General features: G+C 63.0%; 23 protein-coding genes. 10 read left to right on the plus strand and 13 right to left on the minus strand.

Annotated elements, in window-relative coordinates:
- Positions 1-57 precede the first annotated feature (57 nt).
- On the minus strand, positions 58-549 hold the full coding sequence (locus tag ACF8O8_RS11085; protein ID WP_014591337.1) for a DUF1543 domain-containing protein: 492 nt from the start codon (positions 547-549) through the stop codon (positions 58-60).
- Positions 550-709: 160 nt separating this feature from the next.
- Here ACF8O8_RS11085 and ACF8O8_RS11090 point away from each other — a divergent pair, with 160 nt between their 5' ends.
- Genes ACF8O8_RS11090 through ACF8O8_RS11110 form a run of 5 tightly spaced genes read left to right on the plus strand, consistent with a single transcriptional unit; the run spans position 710 to position 3,789 of the window.
- The gene (locus ACF8O8_RS11090; RefSeq protein ID WP_049586242.1) at positions 710-1,246 is read left to right on the plus strand and encodes a chalcone isomerase family protein; all 537 of its coding nucleotides are present in this window, start codon (positions 710-712) and stop codon (positions 1,244-1,246) included.
- 2 nt (positions 1,247-1,248) lie between these two features.
- On the plus strand, positions 1,249-1,785 hold the full coding sequence (locus tag ACF8O8_RS11095) for a DUF3833 domain-containing protein (RefSeq protein ID WP_003254010.1): 537 nt from the start codon (positions 1,249-1,251) through the stop codon (positions 1,783-1,785).
- A complete protein-coding gene (locus ACF8O8_RS11100; protein ID WP_003254009.1) occupies positions 1,782-2,087 on the plus strand; it encodes a DUF6482 family protein in 306 nt (101 codons plus the stop codon). The genes ACF8O8_RS11095 and ACF8O8_RS11100 overlap by 4 nt, the downstream gene beginning before the upstream one ends.
- An 8-nt stretch (positions 2,088-2,095) precedes the next feature.
- Entirely contained in the window at positions 2,096-3,622 is a 1,527-nt protein-coding gene (locus ACF8O8_RS11105; protein WP_010953646.1) for a cryptochrome/photolyase family protein, read from the plus strand.
- Complete coding sequence (locus ACF8O8_RS11110) at positions 3,619-3,789, plus strand: DUF2256 domain-containing protein (protein WP_079732516.1); 171 nt, start codon at positions 3,619-3,621, stop codon at positions 3,787-3,789. The genes ACF8O8_RS11105 and ACF8O8_RS11110 overlap by 4 nt, the downstream gene beginning before the upstream one ends.
- Here ACF8O8_RS11110 and ACF8O8_RS11115 read toward each other — a convergent pair.
- The 7 genes from ACF8O8_RS11115 to ACF8O8_RS11145 all read right to left on the minus strand — a co-directional run bounded on the left by ACF8O8_RS11115 (position 3,739) and on the right by ACF8O8_RS11145 (position 9,245).
- Positions 3,739-4,227: a DUF2878 domain-containing protein gene (locus ACF8O8_RS11115; RefSeq protein ID WP_010953647.1), complete on the minus strand. Its 489-nt coding sequence runs from the start codon at positions 4,225-4,227 to the stop codon at positions 3,739-3,741. The two genes, ACF8O8_RS11110 and ACF8O8_RS11115, sit on opposite strands and share 51 nt — an antisense overlap.
- Positions 4,227-5,489: a cyclopropane-fatty-acyl-phospholipid synthase family protein gene (locus ACF8O8_RS11120; protein WP_049586237.1), complete on the minus strand. Its 1,263-nt coding sequence runs from the start codon at positions 5,487-5,489 to the stop codon at positions 4,227-4,229. The genes ACF8O8_RS11115 and ACF8O8_RS11120 overlap by 1 nt, the downstream gene beginning before the upstream one ends.
- The gene (locus ACF8O8_RS11125; RefSeq protein WP_392509681.1) at positions 5,464-6,273 is read right to left on the minus strand and encodes a DUF1365 domain-containing protein; all 810 of its coding nucleotides are present in this window, start codon (positions 6,271-6,273) and stop codon (positions 5,464-5,466) included. The genes ACF8O8_RS11120 and ACF8O8_RS11125 overlap by 26 nt, the downstream gene beginning before the upstream one ends.
- The gene (locus tag ACF8O8_RS11130) at positions 6,270-7,517 is read right to left on the minus strand and encodes an FAD-dependent oxidoreductase (protein WP_350297720.1); all 1,248 of its coding nucleotides are present in this window, start codon (positions 7,515-7,517) and stop codon (positions 6,270-6,272) included. Before ACF8O8_RS11130 ends, ACF8O8_RS11125 begins: the two co-directional genes overlap by 4 nt.
- A gap of 6 nt (positions 7,518-7,523) precedes the next feature.
- The gene (locus ACF8O8_RS11135) at positions 7,524-8,276 is read right to left on the minus strand and encodes an SDR family oxidoreductase (RefSeq protein WP_010953651.1); all 753 of its coding nucleotides are present in this window, start codon (positions 8,274-8,276) and stop codon (positions 7,524-7,526) included.
- A complete protein-coding gene (locus ACF8O8_RS11140; RefSeq protein ID WP_003254001.1) occupies positions 8,273-8,695 on the minus strand; it encodes a nuclear transport factor 2 family protein in 423 nt (140 codons plus the stop codon). Before ACF8O8_RS11140 ends, ACF8O8_RS11135 begins: the two co-directional genes overlap by 4 nt.
- A 103-nt stretch (positions 8,696-8,798) precedes the next feature.
- Positions 8,799-9,245 carry a PAS domain S-box protein gene (locus ACF8O8_RS11145; RefSeq protein WP_029615462.1) on the minus strand — a complete coding sequence of 149 codons (447 nt, stop codon included), beginning with the start codon at positions 9,243-9,245 and terminating at the stop codon, positions 8,799-8,801.
- 153 nt (positions 9,246-9,398) lie between these two features.
- Here ACF8O8_RS11145 and ACF8O8_RS11150 point away from each other — a divergent pair, with 153 nt between their 5' ends.
- Positions 9,399-10,286, plus strand: a complete 888-nt coding sequence (locus tag ACF8O8_RS11150) for a MerR family transcriptional regulator (RefSeq protein WP_010953653.1) — start codon at positions 9,399-9,401, stop codon at positions 10,284-10,286.
- A gap of 2 nt (positions 10,287-10,288) precedes the next feature.
- A complete protein-coding gene (locus ACF8O8_RS11155) occupies positions 10,289-10,441 on the plus strand; it encodes a hypothetical protein (protein ID WP_392509682.1) in 153 nt (50 codons plus the stop codon).
- Between the two features lie 11 nt (positions 10,442-10,452).
- Here the strand turns inward: ACF8O8_RS11155 and ACF8O8_RS11160 are convergent, their stop codons facing one another.
- The 5 genes from ACF8O8_RS11160 to ACF8O8_RS11180 all read right to left on the minus strand — a co-directional run bounded on the left by ACF8O8_RS11160 (position 10,453) and on the right by ACF8O8_RS11180 (position 15,347).
- Positions 10,453-12,090, minus strand: coding sequence for a mechanosensitive ion channel family protein (locus ACF8O8_RS11160; RefSeq protein ID WP_392509683.1), 1,638 nt, complete (start codon positions 12,088-12,090; stop codon positions 10,453-10,455).
- Between the two features lie 67 nt (positions 12,091-12,157).
- Positions 12,158-12,517: a cupin domain-containing protein gene (locus ACF8O8_RS11165; protein WP_003253997.1), complete on the minus strand. Its 360-nt coding sequence runs from the start codon at positions 12,515-12,517 to the stop codon at positions 12,158-12,160.
- Positions 12,514-13,107 carry a GNAT family N-acetyltransferase gene (locus tag ACF8O8_RS11170; protein WP_392509684.1) on the minus strand — a complete coding sequence of 198 codons (594 nt, stop codon included), beginning with the start codon at positions 13,105-13,107 and terminating at the stop codon, positions 12,514-12,516. Before ACF8O8_RS11170 ends, ACF8O8_RS11165 begins: the two co-directional genes overlap by 4 nt.
- 195 nt (positions 13,108-13,302) lie before the next feature.
- On the minus strand, positions 13,303-14,262 hold the full coding sequence (locus ACF8O8_RS11175; protein WP_392509685.1) for a ribose-phosphate diphosphokinase: 960 nt from the start codon (positions 14,260-14,262) through the stop codon (positions 13,303-13,305).
- 95 nt (positions 14,263-14,357) lie between these two features.
- On the minus strand, positions 14,358-15,347 hold the full coding sequence (locus ACF8O8_RS11180; protein ID WP_392509686.1) for a universal stress protein: 990 nt from the start codon (positions 15,345-15,347) through the stop codon (positions 14,358-14,360).
- Between the two features lie 197 nt (positions 15,348-15,544).
- On the opposite strand from ACF8O8_RS11180, the gene ACF8O8_RS11185 reads away from it, so the two are divergent.
- The 3 genes from ACF8O8_RS11185 to tcuB all read left to right on the plus strand — a co-directional run bounded on the left by ACF8O8_RS11185 (position 15,545) and on the right by tcuB (position 19,219).
- Positions 15,545-16,465, plus strand: coding sequence for a LysR substrate-binding domain-containing protein (locus ACF8O8_RS11185; RefSeq protein ID WP_392509687.1), 921 nt, complete (start codon positions 15,545-15,547; stop codon positions 16,463-16,465).
- Between the two features lie 140 nt (positions 16,466-16,605).
- Positions 16,606-18,060, plus strand: a complete 1,455-nt coding sequence (tcuA, locus tag ACF8O8_RS11190; protein ID WP_392509688.1) for an FAD-dependent tricarballylate dehydrogenase TcuA — start codon at positions 16,606-16,608, stop codon at positions 18,058-18,060.
- A complete protein-coding gene (gene tcuB, locus ACF8O8_RS11195; protein WP_392509689.1) occupies positions 18,041-19,219 on the plus strand; it encodes a tricarballylate utilization 4Fe-4S protein TcuB in 1,179 nt (392 codons plus the stop codon). The genes tcuA and tcuB overlap by 20 nt, the downstream gene beginning before the upstream one ends.
- Positions 19,220-19,244 lie beyond the last annotated feature (25 nt).

Consider the following 19,244-nt stretch of genomic DNA (forward strand, 5'->3'; position numbering starts at 1 on the left):
CGCTGGCGCCTCGTCCTGTGATGCCTGCCAACGTTCGTGCAGCTGGCAGGGGGGAGCTCACAGCAGGATATAGTCGCTGTACTGCCGTAAGCCGTCATGTGGCCCTTCGATCAAGTGCACGTAACGGTCGTTCACCCAGTCGATCGGCAGGCAATCGTCGACGTCCAGTACCGCGTCGGTATGCGGCTTGAGCCAGTCTGCCTGCAGGCGCTGTTTGCCCAGTTGCCTGGCCTCGGCCTTGTCCCTGGCCACCACCAGCAGGTAGCGGTGTGCCTCGCCAAACACCCCGGGCTCGTAGCCGCCAAGGTTGATGAAGAACAACCTGGGATCGTGTGGGCCAGGCGCTACCTGACTGAACGCAACGCGGTAGCGGTCAATACCGTCGACTTCCATCCAGGCGTCGATGTGCAGGCCCGTTCGGCTCCCGAACCAGGCTTGGCGCAGATGGGGGTAGGCCTGTTCAAGCGAGTCCGCCTGCGCGAACAACACGTCGTGGACCTCGATATTGGCCCGTGGGTGACGTCCACCGAGCATGACGACGTACAGCATGAGCAATTCCTTCTATCTCGACTTTCATGGGTGTTCGATAACGGGGGCGCGAGGCTTGCAGAAATGTGCATGCTGGGCATTAAGAACTATACATGGCTCGTCAAATATCTGTACAAGCGTCTACTATTGTATAGTATTTAGCAAAGTGCTCGAGGTCAGAATGGCGCACCCTGCACGTTGGACCTGTCTATGCCTGCTGCTAGCCGCCATGTCGTCGGCGGCAGACTGGCGAGCGGAGCTGCCTGCGGCGCAACGGCTGGGCGCCGGTGATTTCACTTGGTTTGGCCTGCGGTTGTATACCGCCCGATTATGGGCAGTTGGCCCGGTTCAGGACTGGAACCAGCCGTTTGCCCTTGAGCTGCTCTATCACCGTTCATTGTCCAGGGACACGCTGGTCAAGGCCAGCCTTGAGGAAATGCAACGCCTGGGTGGCGGCAGCATGACGGCACAGCAACGCGCGGCATGGACCAGGGCGATTGAGCAGGCATTCGTGGACGTGAGCCCTGGCATGCGCATCACGGGCTTGTACCTGCCGAGGCAGGGTTGCCGCTTTTACGTCGACGGCAAACTGAGCCACGCGATCGACGATCCGGTGTTCGCCCGGGCCTTCTTCGCCATCTGGCTTGACCCGCGGGCCAGAGACCCCCAATTGCGTCAGCGGCTGCTTGGGCTGGCTGGCGATGACCGAGGAGCCTGAACATGTACAAAGCGCTGTTGCTGGCTGCCTGCCTGCTTCTGGGCAGTTGTGGCAATGTCGGTATCGAGCACTATGCCCAGGAGCAGCCGAAGCTGGACCTGGCGGCGTTCTTCTCGCGCCCGGTTCAGGCGTGGGGGATGTTTCAGAAGCGTTCCGGTGAGGTGGTCAAGCGCTTCCATGTGCGCATCGACAGCCGCCGCGAGGGTGAACGGCTGATCCTCGACGAGCATTTTCTCTATAGCGATGGCACACGCCAGCAGCGTACCTGGACGCTGGTGCCGGACGGCCCCGGGCGCTGGCGGGGAACAGCGGGGGACGTGATTGGCGAGGCGCGTGGCGAAGTGGCGGGCAACGCGCTGCGATGGCGTTACCAACTGGATCTGCCGGTCGACGGGCGGCACTGGCAGGTAGACCTGGACGACTGGATGTACCTCATGGATGACGACACCCTGATCAACCGCTCGAGCATGAGCAAACTGGGCGTTGAGATTGGCCAGATCACCTTGTTCTTCCGCCGCCTGCCAGAGGGCACACCATGAACCTGATCGCGCTGACCCAGCTGGTTTCGACCGGCGAAGCCAAGGAACTTGAACTGCTGTCGCTGGAGGGGGGCTTCTACCTCCTGCGCGCCCTGACCGACGCCGGCCCTGTGACATTGAGCGATGCCCAGGGGCAGCCCGTGCGCGTGCGCTCCACGACCGAACTGCGGCAGTTGCTGGCCGACCTGCCGCCGGTGCCGTGCATGCTGGTGCAGCAGGTGGTGCATGATGAGATGTGCGGGCAACGTGACGGCCCCATCGCGCCGCTGCGCGTACCGGTAACGCTCACCAGCCAGTGGTAGCCCGGACGATGCGCCTGGGCCTGGTGCTGGGTGACCAACTGTCGTTCGACCTGGCAAGTCTGGCGTCCCTTGACCCTGCTCGCGATGCGGTCCTGATGGCGGAAGTGGAGGGGGAGGCCCGATACGTACCGCATCATCCGCTGAAGATCGTTCTCATCTTCAGCGCCATGCGGCATTTTGCCCAGGCCCTGCGTGAACGGGGTTGGCAGGTGCACTATGTCGAACTGGACGCCGAGGGTAACAGCGGCAGCATAGTGGGTGAGTTGCATCGATGGCAACAAGCCTTGGGCGCCACCCACATTCACTTGACCGAGTGCGGTGAGTGGCGCCTGGAGCAGGCCTTGCGTGATGCCGCACTGCCGCTTGTGTGGTTTCGCGACACGCGTTTTCTGTGCTCCCGTGAAGCCTTCGGGCGCTGGGCCACAGAACGTCGCCAGCTGCGTATGGAGCACTTCTACCGTGGCATGCGCAAGCGAACCGGCCTGCTCATGGAGCCCGACGGCAGCCCGGCAGGTGGCGCCTGGAATTTCGATGGCGACAATCGCAAGCCATTGCCACGGCAGCTGCGTGGCCCGTTCGCTGCGCATTTCGCGCAAGACGACATCACGGCAGCGGTGGTGGCCTTGGTGCGTCAGCGCTTCAGCGACCACTACGGGGGCGTCGACGGTTTCGACTACCCCGTGACCCATGCCGAGGCACAACAGCTGTGGCAGCATTTTCTGGATTTCGGCCTGGCGGCTTTCGGTGACTACCAGGATGCGATGGCCGAAGGCGAGCCGTACCTGTTTCATGCGCGCATCAGTGCGGCGCTCAACATCGGCCTTCTGGATGTGCGTCGTCTGTGCGACGACGTCGACAAAGCCTGGCGCGAGGGGCGGGTGCCGCTCAATGCAGCCGAAGGCTTCATTCGCCAGCTGATCGGCTGGCGTGAGTACGTGCGTGGCATCTATTGGCAGCGCATGCCGGCATATGCCGGGCTCAATCACCTGAACAATCACCGGGCGCTGCCAGAATTCTACTGGACCGGGCGCACCCGCATGCGCTGCATGGCGCAAGCCATCGGGCAGACCCTGCGGTTGGGCTACGCTCACCATATCCAGCGGTTGATGGTTACCGGCAACTTCGCCTTGCTGGCCGGTATCGTGCCAACCGCAATTTGTGAGTGGTACCTGGCGGTCTACATGGATGCCTTCGAGTGGGTCGAACTGCCCAACACGCTTGGCATGGTGATGCACGCCGACGGCGGCTACCTGGGGTCCAAGCCGTACTGCGCCAGTGGTCGTTATATCCAGCGCATGTCCGATCATTGCAAGGCTTGCAGTTACAGGGTCGACCAGGTGACCGAAGAGGAGGCCTGCCCGTTCAATGCCTTGTATTGGCATTTTCTCATTCGCCATCGTCCCCAGCTCTCGGCTAACCCGCGCCTGGCCTTGGTCTATCGCAGCCTTGATGGCATGCCCGCTGGCCGTCGCGATGCCGTGTGGCAACGTGGCCAGTCATTGCTGGCGCGGCTCGATGCGGGGCAGGCGTTGTGAAAAAGAGCCTTCTGCCCAGCAAGGTTTGCGTGGTGTGTGGCCGGCCGTTCACCTGGCGCAAGCGCTGGGCACGCTGTTGGGAGCAGGTGCGTTACTGCTCCGAGCGATGTCGCCGGTCAGCGCCGCGCCGCGAGGCGCGCCAGCAGGGGCAGGGCCAAAGCCCATAACGGCATCAGTAGCAGGCCGGTTTCCAGCGCGCCCAATGGCAAGGCAACACCTGCCAGCCTGGCGCCGCCTACATAGGCCAGAGGGCCGCCAATCGCCCCCAGCAGTGCGCCGATTCGCCAGTGCCTGCCGGCCCATGCCAGGCTGTGACGCATCCCGCTGGCCAGCACCAACCACAGCAGCGCTAGCCACAGCGGCAGGGGCCAGGCGTCGAAACCGAACACCCCCAGCGCTCCCAGCACGCTGTCGAGCACGCAGCCGACAAAGGTGACGCGCAACAGCGCCTTGAGCTCGGCATTGATGTCCGGGCACAGGCGCAGGTGCACTGCCACGCCCGGAATCACCAGCAGCAACAGCAAGGGCCGCTCGGCCCCCAGCACGCATACCCACCAGCCGGCTTGCAGCCAGAGGGCATTGCCGATCAGCCAGCGGTTGGGCATCAGGCACCGCCAGGCAAGGGCGCACGGCGTGCCTGGGGTGCTGCCCAGAGCAGGTGCGCAACACCGATCGCGCGCTCCTCGAAACCGCCCTGGCAGTAGCAGAGGTAAAACTCCCACAGGCGCTGGAACATGTCGTCGTAGCCAAGGTCCGTCAGCGCAGTGCGTGCCTGACGCAGGTTTTCACGCCAGTGTCGCAGGGTGTGGGCGTAGTCCAGGCCAAAATCTTCCATGTGCACAAGGTTCAGGCCAGTGTGCCGGCTGGCGGTGTCGAGCAACACGCTCAGCGAAGGCAGGGCGCCACCGGGGAAGATGTAGCGCTGGATAAAGTCGACCGAGCGCTGCGCCTGGGCATAGCGCTGGTCGCGGATGGTGATCGCCTGCAATAGCATCAGGCCTTCAGGCTTGAGCAGCGAAGCACACTGGCGGAAATACACCGGCAGGTAGCGATGACCGACCGCTTCGATCATCTCGATCGAAACCAGTTTGTCGAACGTGCCTTGAAGGTCGCGGTAGTCTTCGCGGAGCACTTGCACACGCTGCCCCAGCCCCAAGGCCTTGACGCGCTCCAGGGTATGGCTGTACTGCGCCTCGGAGAGCGTCGTGGTGGTGACCCTGCAGCCGTAACGGGTGGCTGCGTGGATAGCGAGGCTGCCCCAGCCGCTGCCAATTTCCAGCAGGTGATCGTCAGGGCTCAGTTCGAGCTTCTGGCAGATGCGCTCCAGCTTGTGCAACTGGGCCTGCTCCAGTGTTTGCCCCGGGTGTTCGAATTGCGCAGCCGAATACATCATGGTGGGGTCCAGCAGCCGCTCGAACAGGGCATTGCCCAGGTCGTAGTGGGCCAGAATGTTGCGCCGGGCGCCGCGCTTGTCGTTGCGGTTGAGCCGGTGCAGCAGGCGCAGGGCAGGGCGGCCCAGGCGGGCCAGGCCACCCTCGAGCGCGTCGAGCACTTCAAGGTTGGCGACGAACAGGCGGGTCACCAGCGCCAGGTCGGGGCTGCGCCAATAGCCGTGAATGTAGGCTTCGCCAGCTCCGATCGAGCCATTGCCGGCGATCAGGCTCCAGGTGGCGTCATCGAGGATCTCCACCTCGGCCTGCAACGGGCTGTCGGCATCACCGAAACTCCACTGCTGCCCGTGGCTGAGCAGGCGCAGGTGGCCGTGACGCAGCTTGCTCAACTGGGCGAGCACGGCGCTTCGTGCCAGCCCGCCGAGCAGGGGCGCAAGGCCTGCGAACTTGCTAACGCTCAGGGTGGGATTTGACATCATCAAGGTCCTCGCAAGGTTGGCCGAGTGCCAGGTCACCCTGGCAGGTGGTGTGGTCATGCACGGGGGTGCGTTTGAGTAACAGGCGCAGCGCTTGCCAGTAGATGGCCGAGACGGTGCGCAGGCTCATCCATGGGAAGTTCAGGACATACCGACGCAGCGCTGCACCATCGAGTGGCTTGCGGCGCAGGGCGAGGTCGGCCTCGAACACCTTTGTGCCGCCTTGCCAGTTCTGCATCTGAATGCGTACATGGTCCGTGTCCAGGAAAAAGCGCAGGCGATAGTCCATGTCCAACGGCATGAACGGCGACACATGGAAGGCCTTGCCGACGCTGAAGGGCCTGGCAAGGTTGCCTTGCACCGGGAGCACGTAATGAAAGCGTTCACGCCAGGGCGTGTTGCGCACTTCCATCAGGATCGCGGTCAGGCACCCGTCGCGGTCATGGCAGAAATAGAAACTCACCGGGTTGAACGACAGCCCCCAGCACCGCAGTTGCGTGAGCAGCTGTACCCGGCCTTCGGGCAGGTGCCCAGTCGCCTGCCCGACCAGCAAGCGTGCAGCCTGGGCCAGCGATTCGCCTTGGCGGGTCAGGGCGGGCAGGTAGTCGGTTTCGCGCCAGCACAACGGCGCCAGGCGCCAGCGTCCCAGCCAGCGTGACAGGCCCATCAGCCAGGATTGTTCGTCCAGGTCCAGGTAGAACATGCCGATCCGGTAGCGGAACGCGTGGACCCGCGGCGTCAGCCGACGGTGGCTGATCAAGCCCACGCAGAGGCTGCTGTTCACAGTTGCTCTCCGAAGTGCGCGGCCACCTTCAGTGCGCTGACCACCCCGTCTTCATGAAAGCCATTGCCCCAATAGGCGCCGCAGAAGTAACTGTGCTGTTGCCCTTGCAGTTGCTCCTGGCACGCTTGCGCGGCGGACGCTGCAACGCTGTACTGGGGATGGGCGTACTGGAAGCGGGCGATCACCTGCGCCGGGTCTATCAGTGCGGTCTGGTTGAGGCTCACGCAGAAGGTTGTCGGTGCCTGGATACCTTGCAGAATGTTCATGTTGTAGGTCAGCGCGGCGGGAGCCCGCTCGGGGCCGCCCAGGCGGTAGTTCCAGCTGGCCCAGGCGCGCTGGCGGCGTGGCAGCAGACGGGTATCGGTATGCAGCACCACGTCGTTGCTGGCGTAATCGATGGCGCTGAGTACGGCGCGCTCCTGGTTGCTGGGGTTCTCCAGCAGTGCCAGGGCCTGATCGCTGTGGCAAGCGAACACCACATTGTCGAAGCGCTCGGTGCCGGCCGCGCTCACGAGGGTGACGCCACCTTCGTCGCGGCTGACTCGGTAAACCTTGCAGTTGAGGCGGATGCGCTCAGCGAACGGCCGGCACAGCGGTGCGACATAGCTGCGCGAGCCGCCTTTGATCACCCGCCACTGTGGACGTTGGTTGACCGACAGCAAGCCGTGGTTGCGGCAGAAGCGCACGAAGAACTCAAGCGGGAAGTGGAGCATGTCTGCGCGAGACATCGACCAGATCGCCGACCCCATCGGTACGATGTAATGATCGATGAAGCGTTGCCCATAGCGGTTCGCTTGAAGGTAGTCGCCCAGCGTGGTGCTGGCATCGATACGCTGGTTGTCCAGGTCGGCCAGTGCCTGACGGTTGAAACGCAGAATGTCCCGGATCATCCCCCAGAACCCTGGGGACAGCAGGTTGCTGCGTTGGGCGAACAGGGTGTTCAGGTCGTGGCCGTTATATTCCAGGCCCGCAATCGGGTCATGCACGGAAAAGCTCATCTCGGTCGGCTGTGATGGCACCTGAAGCTGGTCGAGCAAGCGGATGAAGTTCGGGTACGTCCAGTCGTTGAAGACGATGAAACCGGTATCTATTGCATGGCGCTGGCCTTTCCAGACCACATCAAGGGTGTGCGTGTGGCCCCCGACCCATTGCTCGGCCTCGAAAACCGTGACTTCGTGCTTGCGTGACAGCAAATGGGCGCAGGTCAGCCCCGCGATGCCACTGCCGATGATTGCTATACGCATGGATCATCATTCCTGTTCATGACGGGCGAGGCGTTGGCCCAGCGCCAGGCGCAGGCGCGCGGGCAGCGCCCCGAGCAGGCGCAACACCAAGGTGAAAAGACCGGGGAAGTTGATTTCCAGGGGGCGGCCGGGCAGGCGCCTGGCGATATGCCGGGCGGCACGCTGCGCAGACCACAGCTGTGGCATGGGGAAATCGTTGCGACGGGTCAGGGGCGTGTCCACGAAGCCTGGGCTCACCAGGGTGACCGCGATGCCTTCGCGGGCCAGGTCGATTCGCTGTGACTCCACCAGATAGCGCACTGCGGCCTTGGACGCCCCATAGGCGCCAGCGCGGGGCAAGGCCAGCCAGGTTACCGAACTGCCCATCACCACCAGGTGGGGGCGTTTGCCTGCGCGAAGCAAGGGCAGTGCCGCCGCCAGGCAGTAGCTGACGCCCAGCAGGTTGGTGCGCATGACGCGCTCGACCAACGCCGGATCGAAATGCCCAGGCTCCAGGTATTCGCAGGTGCCGGCATTGAGAATGGCCATGTCCAGGCCTCCCCAGGCCTGCTCGATATGCGCAGCGATGCCGGCGACCTGCTCCGGGTTGTCAAGATCGCCAATGGCCAGCAATGCCTGCCCGGGAAACCGTTCTGCCAGCGGGGCAAGGCGGTCGGCGTTGCGCCCGCCCAAGGCGACCTGGTGGCCTTGCTCCAGGAGGACTTGCGCGAGCGCGGCACCGATACCACTGCTGGCGCCGGTCAGCCAACAGCGGCTCATGCCAGCCTGCCTTTGAGCCAGCGGATTGCTGTGCCCATGACGGGAAGGTGCTCATAAAGCAGGGCGCCGGCGTCGAAATAGTCCTGGTGAAAATGCACACGGTCGCGCCAATGCAGGCAGCTGCAGCCTTGCAGCGTGATCGGCTGGCCGCCGGCCAGGCGCGGGTGGCAAAACTGCAGTGTCCAACGCAGGTAGCCCTGCCCGGGCTTTACCTCGTCGGCGCTGGTGAAGGCGTAGCGGATATCGGTGGCGTTGGCGTACAACTGCTCGAAGTAGGCACGCAGGGCCTGCAGCCCCTGTATCTGGTGCAGGGGATCACGAAAGGTGACATCGTCGCTGTACAGTTTATCCAGCGTGTCGAGGCTAGCCCCATCAAGGCGGGCGAAGCGCTCGGCGAATTGTTGTAGGTACGCTGACATACTGGGCTCCAGGCAATCCTGTACAAAATTGAATTGTTGTACAGGTATAACTGAAGCCTAAGCCTTTATCTATACAAGTCAACGGTCTTGTATAGGTTTTTTGTCAGTGCTTGGCCTGGCCCTGCTGCCGGCGCAGTTCCGCCACTTCAGCCTCCAGCTCGCGAACCCTTTCCTCGGCGAATACTTGCGCTGTGACATCGCGCTGGATGCCGATGTAGTAGGTCAGCTGGTCCGCCTCGTTGTGCACCGGTGTGATGGACAACTCGTTCCAGAACAGGCTGCCGTCTTTGCGGTAGTTGCGCAGCACCTGGCAGCAGGGGCGGCCTTCGCGGATCGCCTCGCGGATAATTGCGATGCCCGGCTGGTCGTGATCCTCGCCCTGAAGAAAACGGCAGTCCTGATAGAGAATATCGTCGGCGCAGTAGCCGGTCAGGCGCTCGAAGGCCGGGTTGACGTAGATAAGGATGCTCTCATTGCCTTCCTGCTCGGCGACAACGATGCCATCGTTGGAATGTTCGACCATCAGTTGCAGGAGTTTTGCGTTGATCATGGGGCTCACCTACAGGCATTTCGTATGCGATGTGCGCCAAAGGCTTCCTTGCAGAAGCTTTTGGCGCCGTTTGTTGCATGATGAACCAAGGAGGCTCGCCGCAGAAGGTGCATCTGGGTTTAGAATGTATCACCCCTTGAATGACACCTCGTTATGACCGACGCCACCCCACCCGAATTGCTACCCATGCGCGATGTGGTCAGCCTGACCGGCATCAATCCGGTGACCTTGCGTGCCTGGGAGCGGCGTCATGGGTTGATTCGCCCGCAGCGCACCGAGGGCGGCCATCGCTTGTACACGGCTCAGGATGTGCAGCGCATACGTGACATCTTGCGCTGGACCGCCAACGGCCTGCCCATCAGCAAGGTTGGCGACAGGCTCGCCGGCCAGCCTGAGGCGCCTGTGCAGCAGCCCTCGGCCTTTGACGACTGGCGCGCCGCCGTTGCGCGCGCTTCCAGGGCATTCGATGCGCAGGCGCTGGAAGCGATCCATGGACAGCTGTTCACACTTTTGCCAAAGGCCACGGTGCTGCGGGACGTGCTGATGCCGGTTTGGCATGACCTGGCTTCAGGTACTGCGCCAGGCCAGCGTAGCCAATGGCTGTTTCTCGATACGTTCTTGCGCGCCCGGCTGCTGCTGCGCTTGCAGATGAACCAGGTCGATGCGCCGCGGGTGCTGCTGGCGGGTACCGAGGGTCAAGCCGAATGCCAGGTGTTGTGCGCCGGGCTGCTGTTGAGCAGCGAGCGACAACGCATCGACGTGCTCGGCTGCGGGCAGCCGCTGGAAGAGCTCCCGCTGCTGTGTGCAGCGGTGCAGCCTGCGGCACTGGTGATCGCGCTGCAGCCACCGGTGAGCCCTGCCTTGGCCAAGCGCCTGCGCTCGCTGCAGATGGAAATTGATTGTCCGCTGGCCTTGACAGGCGAGGGACTGGCCGGTGTGCAAGCGGCCTTGCACGGGCTGCCGGTATGCCTGCTGGACGAGCAGGGTGCTGACGTCGCGCGCGTGCTTGACGCCTTGCTCAGGGGGGCGCTGGACCTTTGAGCTTGGTTCTGCGCCGTGCTCAAAGTGGTTGGGTGCATAGCGGGTCGGTGATGGGGGCGCTGCTCGGCATGCGTTGGACCCATATCGGCCTCACCGTCTCCAATGTCCTGCTGGCGGTCTGTGGGCCGGTGATCATTGCGCTGACCGGCACGTGAGGCCTCATCGATCACGCGGTATTTTCAGGTTTGGACGGGGCCGCGTGCCACTGCTCCTTGGGCACCCATTTGGGTTGCTCGGGGTCGCCCAGGTAGTGAGGCGACATGATTTGCACCCCATACTCGTTGAACACGTCCTGGATATTGGCGTGCAACAGGCTCAGTAGTTGCGCGCGTGGCCTGGGCTCTGACGGGATGGCCTGGGCCACTAATCGGTACTCGGGGTAGAAGTCCGACAGCGCCGTCTGGAATACCTGGGGCGTGGGCGTTTGCAGCACGCCGTCGGTGCGCCGAGCCGCTTCCAGCAACATCGCCTCGACCTGACGCCACGGGGTGTCGTAGCCGATGGTCACCACGGTATCGACCACATAGCCTGGCCCTTGCACGATACGTGAGTAGTTCTTGGTCACCGAGCCGGTAATCATCGAGTTGGGGAGTGTCAGCACTTCGCCAAGCCCGGTGCGAATGGTCGTGGTGAACATGCCCACCTCGGTCACCGTGCCCTCGTAATCACCCACACGTACAAATTCACCGACGCGCAGCGTGCGTGTGTAGGTAAGGATCAATCCGGCTGCCCCTTGGCCGATGACACTGGTCGCCCCCAGTGAAATCATCAGACCGAGCAACACTGACAACCCCTTGAAGGCATCGGTACCCGAGCCGGGTAGATAGGGGTAGGCCATCACCAGGGCGAAGAGCCAGATCGCCAGCGACGTCAGGCGCATGGTTGGTTGCAAGGTTTCGGCGGTCAGCCATTTCAACGTGCCCGGGCGTGCCATGCGCCTTAGCACACGCTTGGAGAAGGCGCTGATGCCACGGGCGATGAAGAAGATCGACAGTGCAACGGCCAGGCCGGGCATGGCGCGCAAAATACCGCTGATCAGGTAGTTGAGCAGCGCCATCAGGTGGATATTGAGGCTTTCCCCCCAAGACCTTGTGTAGGGGAACTGAGACAGCACGAAGCCCAGCCACTGGTAGCAGAACAACAACACGACCAACCAGTACAGCAGCCAGAGTGAGCGGTCGATCAGGTAGTACAGGTTCTGCAGGTCGAACAGTTGCGTGTGGCCGACCTTGAGGCGCTCGGAGTGTTTGCCCATCAGTTTGGGCAGCAGCCCCAGGAGCTTGCGTCGACAGTAGCCTGCGGCCTTTACCAGCATGAAAAAGACCACGGTTGCCGCAGCGCTGTAGCCTATCGCGGTGAGCAAGAACCGCAGGCTACGCGCCTGACGGGTTTCCTCGACGACAAGGCGCAGGTTCTCGGCGGCCTGCTCGGCGGCTTCGCCTGTTGTAATGTTGTCGGCCGCAGCATCCAGTGGCGTCACGATGAATGCACGGCGCCCGCCCAGCAGCACCAGGTAGCTTCGCAGGATAGGGTCGACGCGAACCTCCAGGTCGTTCGTTTCCTGGAGCGTTTCCTCGATGACCTTCTTGGCGCGCTGGGCGCGCACCTTGGGTGTTTCGCCCAGCAGCGTCGCACGAAAGATCAGCACCGTGCGGTTGATGACGGTCAGCGGGGCGGGTTCGGCAATCACACCCTCTATCTCCGGCCCGGCCTGAGGGGTGTCTGCGTGGAGCAGGGGCGAGAACAGCAGGTGGATCAGTAGCATCAGCCAAGCAGCCCATCCCAACCTGCGCTTCATGCCCATTTAAGAGCCCCTGTGCCGACGAGTGGATTGCTACCAGCATAGTCGGCTTCAGCCAGCATTCAGTGGCTTAGTTCGCGGGCACGAGGATCACGAAATTCTTCTTCATGTCTTCCACTACGGTCCATTTGCCCTTGGCGCCCGGTTCGATAATGAACGTGTCGCCAGCGGCCAGTGTGACCGGGGCGCAACCCTCAAGCTCAATGACGCAGCACCCACTCAGGACATGGCAGAACTCCCAGACTTTGTAGTCAATGCGCCACGCCCCGGTGCTGGCTTCCCATTCTCCGGAAATGCGACCTTGCTGTTCATCGTGATAGTACTTGGACGTCAGCGTGTGAGGGGTGCCTTCCAATACTTCTTCAAAGAAGGGCAGGTCGCGCAGCGGTTGGATATCCAGTTCGCGGAACACGGTCAGTTTCTGGTTCATGGCTGTCTCTCGAGCACGTTGTGAGTAGGGCGATACATTAAATAGGCTTCACCGGTAACGCCCAGCATCGGGTGCGGAACGATCTGGCAGGTTTTAACAATTTGAAAACCATGACGTTCGTAGAAGCGGCGTGCACCGTGGTTTTCTGCGTAATCGATCAGGCATAGTCCATCGAGGCCTGCGTCGTCAGCGCGCTGCTGGGCGTGGCGAAGAAACTCGGCACCCAGCCCCTGGCTCCGCCAGGCCTCATCCAGTGCCAGGCTGGATATGTACAAGGTATCGGGTATTTCCATGTCGGAATAAGGCGCGAGGACGGGGTCGGTCTCGACTGGCCTGTCAGGCGTTGCGCGCAAGGCATAGCTATGCATCATGCCGATGACGCGCCCTTCGAAAGTGACCATCAGGCAGTTCTTGTATGAAAAGTCGCCCTGTTCTCTGGCATAGCGAGACGCACCGACACTCAGCAAGGTTTCTCCAGGTGCGGCGAGCTTGCTCCATATGTAATCGGCCATGCCCTCCGATGTCAGTTGAAAGAAGCGCGCAATATCATGCGCGTCCGAGACTCGAGCGGGTCTGAAGTCGATAGGCATGCACAGTGCTCCCATGGTGCCGGGGTCAGTTTTCAAGGGTTACGCCTTTGGCTGGGGGCAGGGTAGACGGTTATAGCTGTTCCCATGATGCTCTGCGCGAACACCATCAGCATGGTGTGCGACACGGCCCTCATGGCCAAATGGCCCGACGATTTCAGGAGCAGGGACACTCCGCCGGCGCCACCTGCGCCGGGGTCATGCGCCAGGGCCCGAACGGTTGGCAAGCAGCTCGGCGACCAGGGCGCTGGTATCGACGATATCCAGTTGCTCCAGGCATCGCACAGGCAGGCGAAAGGGGGCGATGCTGTCGGCCACCAGTACCCGTTCGAACGCGCCGCTGTCGAACAGCTCGCCACCGGTGGTGAACAGGCCGTGGGTGGCCGCGGCCAGCATGCGGCTGGCTCCGGCCTGCCGGCAGGCCTGGGCAGCGCGTAGCAGCGTCTGCCCCGTGCTGATCAGGTCGTCGAATACGATGACGGTGCTGCCTGCCACGTTACCGACCAGGTGCTCGCCGCTCAGGCCTGCCTGCTGGCGGTGTTTCTCCATCATGGCCACCGAGACCGGTCGCGCCAGCAGGTGCGCCAGGGCCTGGCGAAACTGCTCGGCGCGTTTGACGCCACCGATATCCGGTGACACGACCGTGACCGCCTGCTCACCGAGTAGCGGGGCCAGGCGTTGGGCGAATAGCTGGGTGCATTGCAGGTTCCAGCTCGGGATTCGGTAGGCGTTGTCGAAGGCGCTGGGGTTGTGCACGTCCAGCGCCACAATGCGGTCCACGCCGCAGCTTTCCATCAGCCGAGCCACATGGCGGGTGATGATAGCGTCCTGAAACACCACCTTGCGGTCCTTGCGACCATAACAGAGGTAAGGCGTGACTGCCGTCACCTGGCGGGCAGCAGCGTCCTTGAGCGCGCCACAGAAGAACAACAACCGGCATAGCTTGTCATGCGCGCTGTGGTGCGCGTCACCATACAGCGAGTGAAAGACGATGACCGATCGACCGTCCACCGATTCGCCAGGCCAGCACTTGTGCTCACCGTCCTCGTAGTCGCGCTCTTCATGTGCAGACAGTTTCCTGCCCAAGCGTTGCGCCACGGTATTCCCATAGTCCTGGCTGCCTTGCAAGGCGAACAGTAACGGCGGTGTGTCATTCATGCCTTGCGCTCCAGAGGTCGTTCACAGCAACATGAGCTGCATGGCACTGTGCGGTTTGATGAGTATCTAGTCGAGCATAGCCAGCGGGCGATCGTTCAACCGTGAATCGCCAGAATACTGGAGTGAATCTTGTACAGGGTTTGCTCGGTAGTACTGCCGACGACCTTGCTCACCCCCTCGTGGTAGAGCGTGCCCATCACCACCACATCGAAGCCTTGCTGGTTCGCGTACTCGCTGACCACGTTACGGGCAGCACCCCGCACCAGGTGCAGGTGATCTGGCTTGATGCCATAACGGCCGCCAAACGTCGCCATGCGCTCGAGCGCACGACCGGACATTTCCTCGGCCAGTTTGTCTGTCCAGGCCACGGGTGCGGCGGCATAGGCAACGAAGCTGGCGCTGGGTTCGTAGGCCTGCAGCAGATGCAGTTGCGCCTTGCAGCGTTGTGCCAGTTCCAGTGCCGATTGCAGGATGTGGTCGTTGAGCTTGTCGATCAGCGGGTCGTGCTCGACCAGGTCCACGGCGACCAGTATGCGCGCTGGCAGCGTCGTTTCAGCCTGGGCTACCAAGTGCAGCGGGATCGGGCAGCGGCGTAGCAATTGCCAGTCCAATGGCGTGAGCAGGGCACGGCTCAAGGCGGTTTCGTGCTGGATGTCCTTGATCACCATCCCGACCCGGTGCAGTTGGGCCAGCCGGATCAAGTCCTTGAGCGGGTCTTGATCGTCCAGCGTCTCGGCGTAGGCGGTAATGCCCAGCTCGCCCAGCGCCTTCACCTGCTCAGCGAGCCACGCCTTGCGATGCTCGGCGTCCTGCTTGCGGGCGTTTTTGCGTAGCACCTGGTCCAGGGTTGCCAGGCGCGAGGGCAATTGACTGAGCGCCACCAGGTGCAAGGTCGCACCTGTCGCACTGCTCAGCGCTTGAGCACGCGTCAGGGCAGGCGAAGGGTGCAGGTCTGGATGGCAGATCAGCAGCAGTCTTGAGTAAGTATTCATGATGGCCTCCACCGCGGTGGCAGCCTCGATGAAGGCCCACCGGTTCAGGCCAAGCGTGACGCAGTGGGGCTCGATGACCTTGATATTTATCAAGATTGGCTGAATGTCAGCTTCATAATGGTTGCGGTGCGGCGTTTATCGCCGCGTTCCGCGCAGGTGACAAATCAGGCGGACACCATCACCCTTGATTCTGAAATTCTAAAGGTGTGTTCACCGGTCGCTAACATCTATCTGCGCAAAAGCTTGATACTCAATGAGCCGCCGACCTTGCTGAATGGGAGATGCCTTTGATGGAGTTACGCCAGCTTCGTTACTTTCTGAGTGTGCTGGAGTGTGGCAGCCTCGGCAGAGCCGCGCTCGAAACGGGCGTTGGGGTATCTGCGTTGAGCCAGCAACTCACGAAGCTCGAAAGTGAGTTGAGTACCCGCCTGCTGACACGCTCTAGCGTTGGCGTCACGCCTACCGCGGCAGGTTTGGCATTCGAATACCATGCGCGCCTGACGCTGCGCCAGGCCGATTACGCCATGTTGGCTGCACGCAGTGGGCGTATGAGTGGGTACGCCAGCGTCGGTATGGCACCCACCACGGCTTCGGTGTTGGGGCTGGCGCTGATCGCCAGGATGCGCGAGCGCTACCCTGATATACGTCTTCATTTGGTGGAAATGCTGTCGGGCTACCTGGTGAACCAGCTCAATACTCGGCACCTGGACTTGGCGGTGTTGTTTCAGCTGGAGGCTGGCATGCGGCTGGATGCGCGGCCGCTGCTGGAGGAGCGGCTGTTCGCATTGGTTCCGGTAGCCTTGGTCAAGGCTGACTGGGGGACGTCGCTGACGTTGCAGCAGATCGCCTCGCTGCCCTTGGTCATGCCCAGTGCCCAGCATGGTCTTCGCGCCACGTTACGCGTCATCCTTGAGCGCGTCGGATTGGACGCGAATATCGTCATGGAGGTTGATGGCCTGTCGCTTCTCATGGATTGTGTCGGCGCAGGTCACGCCGCGACGATCCAACCTGGCGCCACTGTAGCGCGGGCCATGCAGGCAGGCTTGCGGGTGTTTTCGATCGACGATCCGCAAGCTCAGCGTCGTAACTTGGTGGTGAGCCTGGTCGATGATGAACTCTCGCCTGCTGCACTTGCCACGCGAATCGTGCTGCATGAAGTGTCCCGCGAATTGGTGCAGCAGGATCGCTGGCCAGGGGCGCGTTTGCTGTGAGCGCCTGCGAACGACCGCCCCTTTAGAAAAACTGAAGACCTCCCCCCTGCAATCGTGTTTCGCCCAAGGTACGCGACCCCCTAGAGTCCGGGGTCCGCGAGGAGCTGCCCAACCCTGGCTTCTCGCTCCCTGGAGGCGACATGATCGATGTACTTGTCATTGGCGGCGGCAATGCTGCCCTCTGCGCCGCGCTGATGGCGCGCGAGGCCGGCGCCAGCGTGATGCTGGTGGAAGCCGCGCCCCGCGCCTGGCGAGGCGGCAATTCCCAACACACCCGTAACCTTCGCTGCATGCACGATGCCCCGCAGGACGTGCTGGTGGAGGCTTACCCCGAAGAAGAGTTCTGGCAGGATCTGCTGAAGGTTACTGATGGGCAGACCAACGAGGCCCTGGCGCGTCTGGTGATTCGTGCCTCGTCCGACTGCCGCGGCTGGATGCGCCGCCACGGCGTGCACTTCCAGCCCTCGTTGTCGGGTGCGCTGCACACTGCGCGGACCAACGCGTTCTTCATGGGCGGGGGCAAAGCCCTGGTCAATGCTTATTACCGCAGCGCCGAGCGGCTGGGTGTGCAGGTGCGCTACGACAGCCCGGTGTGCGACCTGGAGGTGCGCGATGGACGCTTCATCGCTGCCCACCTGGCGGCACGCGACGTCGACGGGCGGCGCCTGCCCGCCGAGCGCATCGAGGCGCGCAGTTGCGTGCTGGCGGCCGGCGGCTTCGAGTCCAATCGCCAATGGCTGCGCGAGGCCTGGGGGCAGAATGATCGCGGCGAGTGGCCGGCGGACAACTTCCTGGTGCGGGGCACGCGCTTCAACGACGGCGCGCTGCTGCGGCGCATGATCGACCTGGGTGCCGACACCATTGGCGACCCGACCCAGGCCCACATGGTCGCCATCGATGCCCGCGCACCGCTGTACGACGGCGGTATCTGCACGCGCATCGACTGCGTGTCGCTTGGCGTGGTGGTGAACCGCGACGGCCAGCGATTCTACGACGAAGGCGAGGATTTCTGGCCCAAGCGCTATGCCATCTGGGGGCGCCTGGTGGCCCAGCAGCCTGGCCAGGTGGGGTTCTCGATCATCGACCAGAAGGCCCTGGGCCGCTTTATGCCACCGGTCTTCCCTGGCACCCGCGCCGACAGCCTCGAGGCCTTGGCTGTAGCCCTCGGACTGCCGGTGCCTGCGTTTCTCGAGACCCTGCGCGCCTACAACCAGGCATGCCGCCCCGGCACGTTCGACCACACCCGACTGGACGATTGCCGCACCGACGGCGTGCAACCGGTCAAGAGCCATTGGGCCTTGCCGATCGATAAGCCGCCGTTCTTCGGTTACCCGCTACGCCCGGGGGTGACGTTCACCTACCTCGGCCTGCGCACCGATGCCACGGCCGCCGTGCATTTCGCTGGACGGCCCAGTCCCAACCTGTTCGTCGCCGGCGAGATGATGGCCGGCAACGTGCTGGGCAAGGGCTACACCGCCGGTGTCGGCATGTCCATCGGTACCGCGTTCGGCCGCATCGCCGGCACTCAGGCGGCGGCTGCCGCCGGCCATTGTATTTCCCCCCTGGAGGCCCAGCATGACTGTGCAAATGCCTGATCCCCACGTGTTCGAACCCGCCCCGCCACAGGCCGAGCTGATCCCGCTGCTGAACCTGGACGAGCAGGAGGTGGACCGGCAGATGCGCATCTGCAACGCCTGCCGTTATTGCGAGGGGTTCTGTGCCGTGTTCCCGGCGATGACCCGTCGACTCGACTTCGGCAAGGCCGACATCCACTACCTGGCCAACCTCTGCCACAACTGTGGCGCCTGCTTGCACGCTTGTCAGTACGCCGCACCGCATGCGTTCGCGGTGAACGTGCCGCAGGCCATGGCCAAGGTGCGCGGGCAGACCTACGCTGAGTACGCCTGGCCGGCCCGTTTCGGGCAGCTCTACCGGCGCAATGGCACCTTCGTCGCCGTGGCGTTGGCACTGGCGCTGTCGCTGTTCTTGCTGCTGGCCTTGCAGGTCAACGGCACTTTGCTGCCTGGGCGGCTTGCCGGAGATTTCTACGCTGTGTTCCCGCACAACACCTTGGCGCTCTTGTTCGGTGGCGTGTTCAGCGCTGCCGGGGTGGCGCTGGGCGTGGCGTTGAGGCGCTTCTGGCGCACGGTGTCGCCCGCCCAAGCGCGGCAACCGGCCAACGGTGCATTGCAGGAGGCAGCGAGCGCAGTGCTGACGCTCAAGTACTTGGATGGCGGCCATGGCCAAGGCTGCAACAACGCCGACGATCGCTACACGCAGTGGCGTCGACGCTATCATCATTTGACCTTCTACGGCTTCATGCTGTGCTTTGCTGCCACCGTGGTCGCCACCGGTTATCACTACCTGCTGGACCTGCATGCGCCATACCCGCTGCTCAGCCTGCCGGTGGTCCTCGGCACCCTCGGCGGCATCGGCCTGATCGTCGGGCCAGCGGGCCTGCTGGCGTTGAACCTGCGCCGCGCGCCAGCGCATGGCGACGCCGCGCAGCGCCCCATGGACCGTGCGTTCATCCTGCTTCTGCTGTTGGTCAGCACGACCGGTATGGCGTTGCTGGCCCTGCGTGACACCGAGGTGATGGCGATCCTGCTGGCCGTGCACCTGGGCACCGTCATGGCACTGTTCGTGACCTTGCCCTATGGCAAGTTCGCCCATGGCCTGTTCCGCAGTGCCGCGCTGCTGAAGTTTGCGATCGAAAAGCGCCGGCCCGACCCTCACGGCTTGGGCGGGGACTGAACCCTGCACGGGATGCGATGCGACA

The sequence above is a fragment of the Pseudomonas sp. TYF_14 genome (genome assembly GCF_043105275.1).
Classification (GTDB): Bacteria; Pseudomonadota; Gammaproteobacteria; order Pseudomonadales; family Pseudomonadaceae; genus Aquipseudomonas; species Aquipseudomonas alloputida.